Consider the following 6,345-nt stretch of genomic DNA (forward strand, 5'->3'; position numbering starts at 1 on the left):
CGTCGACCGGGTGGTCGACGCGCCCTCGGGCTTCAGCGCAGGTCAGGTCAGGCGGTGAAGGTCACCCGACGCCGACGGGCGATGACGAAGAGCACCGCGCCCGCGATCAGCAGGGCGATCGCGCCGGCGGCGATGCCGCCCGCGGCCGCACCGGTGACCGGGAGGCCCGGCTCGTCGCTGCCGCCGCCACCGCTACCGCCGCAGTTGCCCTCCGGCGTGTAGATGGCTTCGAGCTCCAGGTCCATGTCCGGCAGGGCGACGATCGCCGTCTTGTCCTTGCCGGCCTTGAAGGTCACCGTCTCCGAGGCGCCGGCCGCGACCGTACGGGTCTCGGTCTTGTCGCCGTAGGTGAAGGTGGTCTTCACCGGCAGGCCACCCTCGGGGTTGGTGACGGTGAGGGCGAACTCCTTGCAGTCGGCCTTGGTGGTGACGGCCGGCAGCGGGCAGTCCTCGGGACGCGCCCAGGAGTACGAGCCGTTCTCGATGACCTTGCCGTCGACCAGGACCTCGACCTTGCCGGCGTCGGCGGCGGGCACCACGATGCTGGTGTCGGCCTTGCCGGGGGCGACGGAGACCTTCTTGGTGAAGCCGTTCTCGCCCCTGACCTCGAACTCGACGGCGTACTTGCTGATCTTGCCGTCGTTGCTCAGCGACACGGCGACCGAACCGTCGCACTTGGACGCGAAGGTCGAGGCCGGGGTGACGCAGCTCTTGCTGCCGCCGTTGTACCAGCCCTGCGGGCCCTTGGACCGGTTGCCCGGGGCGCCCGGCGAGCCGAGCTTCTTGTTGTCGTAGCGCTTGCCGCCGTCGACGATCTCGCCGATGACCTGGTCCTTGTCGCCCCAGATGAGGTCGACCTGGGTGTGGCAGTCCGGGATCTCGACGTTCAGAGTGATCTCGGTCTGGGCGGCGCTGACGAAGTCGCTGTCCGGCGTGCCGTACACGTACTGCGGGGTGGCGAACTGCGGCCGAGGAGCGAAGTACGACACCAGCGTGAAGTACTGCTTGCCGTCACCGCAGAGCGGCAGGTCACCGTTGAGCTTGACGGTGGCGGTGCCCTTCGGACCGTCGAAGGTGTGGCTGAACGTGGCCTTGTTGACGTCCACGCACTTCGGGGCCGGGGTGCAGGACTTGTCCGCCGCGAGGTTGATGTCACCGTCGGCGGTGTGATTCGCCGTGACCTTGTCCTCCTTGATCCACTCAGCGTAGACCTGAAGGTGGGCCTTGGTGGTGTTGCCGGGCACGCGCTGGGTGGCCAGCTTGTAGGAGCCCATGGGGACGATCAGCCCCTGCAGCGGCTGCGCCTCCTTCACCCCCTCGACCAGCGAGGTCACCGGGGTGCCGGGATCGGTGGTCACCTTCTGGATGGTCGCGTCCTTGTTGGCTTCGCTGTTCACCACCTTCCACGTGATCACGCGCTCACCGGTGAGCCGGTCACACTCGGCGGTGGCGCTGATCGTGGTGCGGTGTGCGCTGGCTGGGGCGGCAACCGCGACGACCCCGGTGAGGCCGACGATGGCGGCTCCCAGGATGGCCAGCGGTCGCCGGAGCGACAGCTTGGGACGGATCACGGGTACTCCTGGAGTGCTGAAGCGTAAGGGGTGTGGCACGGGAGAGACAGTGGACGGTCGTGGCACGTCCGATCGGAGAGGCGCCCTCCCGAGCCGTGGGCCGGCGGTTTGCCGCCGGCACCCGGCAGACCCTAGCGATATCGCCGCGCGTGATACAGCGCTCAGGATTTGCTAAGACTGATGTTATGAACTTGAGATCATTGATATACGAGAAGTGATCACATGCTCTGCGTGGAGGTACCGACCGTGTCGGCCGGTGGGTGCGACGGGTCGCGTAGCGTCGTGTTCATGAGCAGGAGGAAACGGTGACCCGGATCGTGGCCGGGACGCTCGGCGGGCGGCGGATCGCCGCGCCACCCGGGGCCGGCACCCGACCCACGTCCGACCGGGTCCGGGAGGCGCTGTTCAGTGCCGTCGAGTCGGAGGTCGACCTCGAGGGCGCGCGTTTCGCCGATCTGTACGCCGGCTCCGGCGCGGTTGGGTTGGAGGCGTTGTCCCGGGGTGCCGCGCATGTCCTGCTCGTGGAGTCCGACGCGAGGGCGGCCCGGGTGATCCGGGAGAACGTGGCGACCCTGCGGGCCGGTTCGGCCGTACGACTGGTGGCGGGCAAGGTGGCGACGGTCCTGGCCGCCGGTCCGGACGGTGGTGGCTACGACGTGGTCTTCGCCGATCCGCCCTACGCCGTGCCGGACGAGGAGATCACCGCGCTGCTGACGACGCTCGTCGATGGCGGCTGGTTGACGCCCGACGCGTTGGTGGTGGTGGAGCGGTCCCGTCGGACCAGGGACTTCGAGTGGGTGCAGGGGATCACCCCCCAGCGCAGTCGCCGGTATGGCGAGACCACCCTTTGGTACGGTCGCCGATCATGAGACGTGCGGTCTGTCCCGGCTCGTTCGACCCGGTCACCAACGGACACCTCGACATCATCGGCCGCGCCAGTCGGCTGTTCGACGAGGTGATCGTCGGTGTGCTGGTGAACCAGTCGAAGAGCGGCCTGTTCACCGTCGACGAGCGGATCGAGATGCTCCGCGAGGTGACCGCCTCGTATGACAACGTGCGGGTCGAGTCGTTCCGCGGGCTGCTCGTCGACTTCTGCCGGGCCCAGCAGGCGAGCGTCCTGATCAAGGGTCTGCGGGCGGTCAGCGACTTCGACTACGAGTTGCAGATGGCCCAGATGAACATCGGGCTGGCCGGCGTCGAGACGCTCTTCATGCCGACGAACCCGCTCTACTCGTTCCTCTCCTCCAGCCTCGTCAAGGACGTGGCCAAGTGGGGCGGCGACATCTCGGCCCACGTCCCCGACCCGGTCCGCGAGGCCCTGCAAGCTCGTCTGGGTCCGCGCCGCTGACCCGCACCACCTCCGCGATCTTGCACTTTCGGTCGCCGTATTGCCCACTCTGCACCGTTTTGCCGCGACAGCAACTGCAAGATCGGCGAGGCGGGGGCGGTGGGGTGAGGGCGAGGGGGCTGGGGGGAGCCGGGAGTGACGGGTTCGCGACGCGCCGGGTTGGGGTGGTGGGGGATCGTGTGGGACGGGCACGACATGATGGGCGCAGCGGGGAACCGGCCGTAGCCCGCATCATGGAGGTCGGCCGACGAACGACAGGAGTGAGGTACCGGTGGACCCGCTCGATCGCATCGACGAACTGATCGCCATGGTGGAGCAGGCGCGCTCCGTCCCGATGTCCCGTAACAACTGCATGGTCGACCGGGGCGAGATGATCGCGGCTCTGGACGAGATGCGCGCGGACCTTCCCGCCGACCTGCGTCGGGCCGCCGCGCTCTTGGAGGAGCGCGACAAGATCATGGACGCCGGCAAGCGCGAGGCGGACCGGATCATCAGCGAGGGTGAGGCAGAACACGCCCGGCTCGTCTCGGTGAACGAGATCACCGTCTCGGCCGAGCACGAGGGTGCCCGGATCATCGCCGAGGCCCGTGCCGAGGCGCAGCGCCTGCGTGAGGAGGTCGACGACTACGTCGACACGGCGCTGGCCAACTTCGAGCAGTTCCTCACCCGGGCCCTCGCCTCGATCGAACGCGGCCGCGACAAGATGCACGCGCTGCGGGAGATCGGCACCTTCGGTGGGGATGAGGCGGAACGCCCGCTACCCTTCTGAGCGGCACCTCACCAGCCGACATTCGAGGTCGGGCGTCGCCCCCGGTTCGACGGTCCGGGGGTCGCCCAGGTAACCTTTTTTGTCGGCCTCTCACCGGCCGGAGTCTTACTATGCCCAAGCGCTCGCCATCGACACTCGACCCCAGGTCGCCGCTGGTCCTCGACACGAGAGACCTGCCGCGCCGCCCTGGTGCGTTGCGTGAGGTCCAGCGGGTCGTGCCGGCACCGGTGGACCTCGGTGTGGAGTTGATCGGCGTGCCGGAGGGCGCGGACCTCGACCTCGATCTGAGGTTGCAGTCGGTGTCCGAGGGTGTGCTCGTCTCGGGGACCATCACCGGTCCCATCCGGGGCGAGTGCGGGCGTTGCCTGCGCGAGATCAACGAATCGATGGCCGTGACGATCCAGGAGCTGTACGCGTACGAGAACAGCACCACGGACATCACGACCGACGAGGACGAGGTGGGCCGGATGCAGGGCGATCTGATCGACCTGGAGCCGGCGCTGCGGGACGCGTTGGTGCTCACGCTGCCGACCAACCCGCTCTGCCGGGAGGACTGCCCAGGGTTGTGCCCCGAATGTGGGGCGCACTTGGACGATCTGCCGGCCGACCACAGTCACCAGCAGATCGACCCGCGTTGGGCGGGCCTGTCGCAACTGACCGTTACAGAGGAGTAAGAACCGTGGCCGTCCCGAAGCGCAAGATGTCGCGCAGCAACACCCGGTCCCGCCGGGCGAACTGGAAGGCGACCGTGGTCGCGACCGTCGCGTGCCCGCAGTGCAAGTCCCCGAAGCTGCCGCACGCCGCCTGCTCCGTCTGCGGCACCTACAACGGCCGCCAGGTTCTCGAGGTCTGACCTGGACGCCGAGTGACGCCCCCGACCCCAGGTCGGGCGGCGCGCGCACCCTGGCATTCGCCCGGTGCCCCGGCTCCCTCCGACACCGGCCGGCCCAACCCGGCCGGTGTTCCGGTGGAGCCGGGCGCCGCGCGGATCGCCGTTGACCTCCTCGGCGGGGACGACGCTCCCGCCGTCGTGGTTGACGGCGCTCTGCGGGCCATGCGCGCCGACCCCGATCTGCACCTGCTGCTCGTCGGTCCTGCCGAGGTCGCCGACGAGTTGATCGCTGCCCTCGTCCCGGCCGAACGCGCCCGGATCACGGTCCGCCCGGTCCGCGTCGCCGTCGGTATGGCCGACCATCCCAGCGCCGCCCGGTCGGAGAGCACCGTCCGGGCCGCTGTCACCGCCGTCCGCGACGGCACCGCCGACGCCCTGGTCTCGGCCGGCGCCACCGGCGCCACGGTGACCGCCGCCGTGCTCGGCCTCGGGCGCTGGCCGGAGATCCGCCAGCCCGCCCTGGTCGCCACCCTGCCCGCGGTCGCCGGTCCGGTGATCCTGCTCGACGTGGGCGGCTCGCTCGAACCCCGCCCCGCCACCCTCGCCCGGCACGCCGTGCTCGGCGCCGCGTACGCCGCGGTGGCCCACTCGATCGCCGCCCCCCGGGTCGGGCTGCTCTCGGTGGGCACCGAGGCCGGCAAGGGCGATCGGGTACGCCGGGCCACCGACCCTCTGCTCGCCGTCGAACCGCTGCCTGCCGGAGCGCGCTACGTCGGCCTTGTCGAGGGGTACGACGTGGCTGTCGGCGCGCGCGCCGACGTGGTGGTCACCGACGGCTTCACCGGTAACGTGCTGCTCAAGGCCATCGAGGGCGCGTACGCCATGGCCGGCGGCCCACCGGCCGAGGGCGGCGCGCCCCGCGCGGCGGCCCTGTTGGGCGTCGCGGGGACCGTCGTCGTCTGTCACGGCTCCGCCCGCGCCGGCGACGTCGCCTCCGGCATCGCTCTCGCCGCTCACCTGTGGCGGCGGCGCGCCACCGATCTGGTCTCCGCGTTGCTCGACGGCGACGCTGCGACGGACCGCACCGACCGCTCCACCGACACCGAGGTACGCACATCATGAGCAACGACAAGCGGCGGCGGGCGTCCGTCGCTCACCTGGAAGCCGCGTTCGGCGTCAGCCTGGAGCCGGACCTGCTGCAACGCGCGCTGACCCACCGCTCGTACGCGTACGAGAACGGCGGCCTGCCGACCAACGAGCGACTGGAGTTCCTGGGCGACTCGGTGCTCGGCGTCGTGATCACCACCGCCCTGTTCCACAACCACCCGGACCTGCCCGAGGGGCAGTTGGCGAAGCTCCGGGCGAGCGTGGTCAACATGCGGGCGCTCGCGGACGTGGCTCGTGGCCTCGGCCCGGAGGGTCTCGGCGCGTACCTGCTGCTGGGCAAGGGCGAGGAGAGCACCGGTGGCCGGGACAAGGCGAGCATCCTCGCCGACACCCTGGAGGCACTGCTCGGCGCGATCTACCTGCAGTACGGGCTGGACACCGCCGGGATCGTGATCCACCGGCTCTTCGACCCGCTGATGGCCGAGTCGGCCGGTCGGGGCGCTGCCCTGGACTGGAAGACCAGCCTCCAGGAGTTGACCGCCGCGCTCGGCCTCGGTGTGCCCGAGTACCGGATCGAGGGCACCGGCCCGGACCACCTCAAGACCTTCACGGCCTGGGTCGTGGTGGCCGGCAACAGGTACGGCGGCGCGGAGGGGCGTAGCAAGAAGGAGGCCGAGCAGCGCGCTGCCGAGGCGGCCTGGCGGATGCTCTCGGACGA

The 6,345-nt window shown here is 70.2% G+C and carries 7 protein-coding genes and 1 pseudogene; 7 read left to right on the forward strand and 1 reads right to left on the reverse strand.

The features are described from left to right. Positions 1-47 precede the first annotated feature (47 nt). Positions 48-1,571, reverse strand: coding sequence for a cell wall anchor protein (locus ABZV06_RS04870; RefSeq protein ID WP_355618721.1), 1,524 nt, complete (start codon positions 1,569-1,571; stop codon positions 48-50). 296 nt (positions 1,572-1,867) lie between these two features. Between ABZV06_RS04870 and rsmD the strand changes: the two are divergent. The 7 genes and pseudogenes from rsmD to rnc all read left to right on the forward strand — a co-directional run. Continuing rightward, positions 1,868-2,440: pseudogene (rsmD, locus tag ABZV06_RS04875) on the forward strand (16S rRNA (guanine(966)-N(2))-methyltransferase RsmD); the annotation flags it as partial. Beyond that, on the forward strand, positions 2,437-2,919 hold the full coding sequence (gene coaD, locus ABZV06_RS04880; RefSeq protein ID WP_355618724.1) for a pantetheine-phosphate adenylyltransferase: 483 nt from the start codon (positions 2,437-2,439) through the stop codon (positions 2,917-2,919). The pseudogene rsmD and the gene coaD, both read left to right, overlap by 4 nt. Before the next feature lie 271 nt (positions 2,920-3,190). After that, positions 3,191-3,688 (forward strand): hypothetical protein, encoded by a 498-nt coding sequence (locus tag ABZV06_RS04885; protein WP_234590503.1) that lies wholly within the window; start codon positions 3,191-3,193, stop codon positions 3,686-3,688. Between the two features lie 110 nt (positions 3,689-3,798). Then, a complete protein-coding gene (locus ABZV06_RS04890) occupies positions 3,799-4,362 on the forward strand; it encodes a DUF177 domain-containing protein (RefSeq protein ID WP_355618727.1) in 564 nt (187 codons plus the stop codon). Positions 4,363-4,367: 5 nt separating this feature from the next. Then, positions 4,368-4,541 carry a 50S ribosomal protein L32 gene (gene rpmF / locus ABZV06_RS04895; protein WP_030335284.1) on the forward strand — a complete coding sequence of 58 codons (174 nt, stop codon included), beginning with the start codon at positions 4,368-4,370 and terminating at the stop codon, positions 4,539-4,541. Between the two features lie 114 nt (positions 4,542-4,655). After that, positions 4,656-5,642, forward strand: coding sequence for a phosphate acyltransferase PlsX (locus ABZV06_RS04900; RefSeq protein ID WP_355233007.1), 987 nt, complete (start codon positions 4,656-4,658; stop codon positions 5,640-5,642). Further along, on the forward strand, positions 5,639-6,345 hold a 707-nt coding region (rnc, locus tag ABZV06_RS04905), incomplete at its 3' end, for a ribonuclease III (protein ID WP_355618730.1). The genes ABZV06_RS04900 and rnc, both read left to right, overlap by 4 nt.

Origin of the sequence: Micromonospora sp. NPDC005172 (assembly GCF_040608555.1) — a bacterium.
Taxonomy (GTDB): Bacteria; Actinomycetota; Actinomycetes; order Mycobacteriales; family Micromonosporaceae; genus Micromonospora.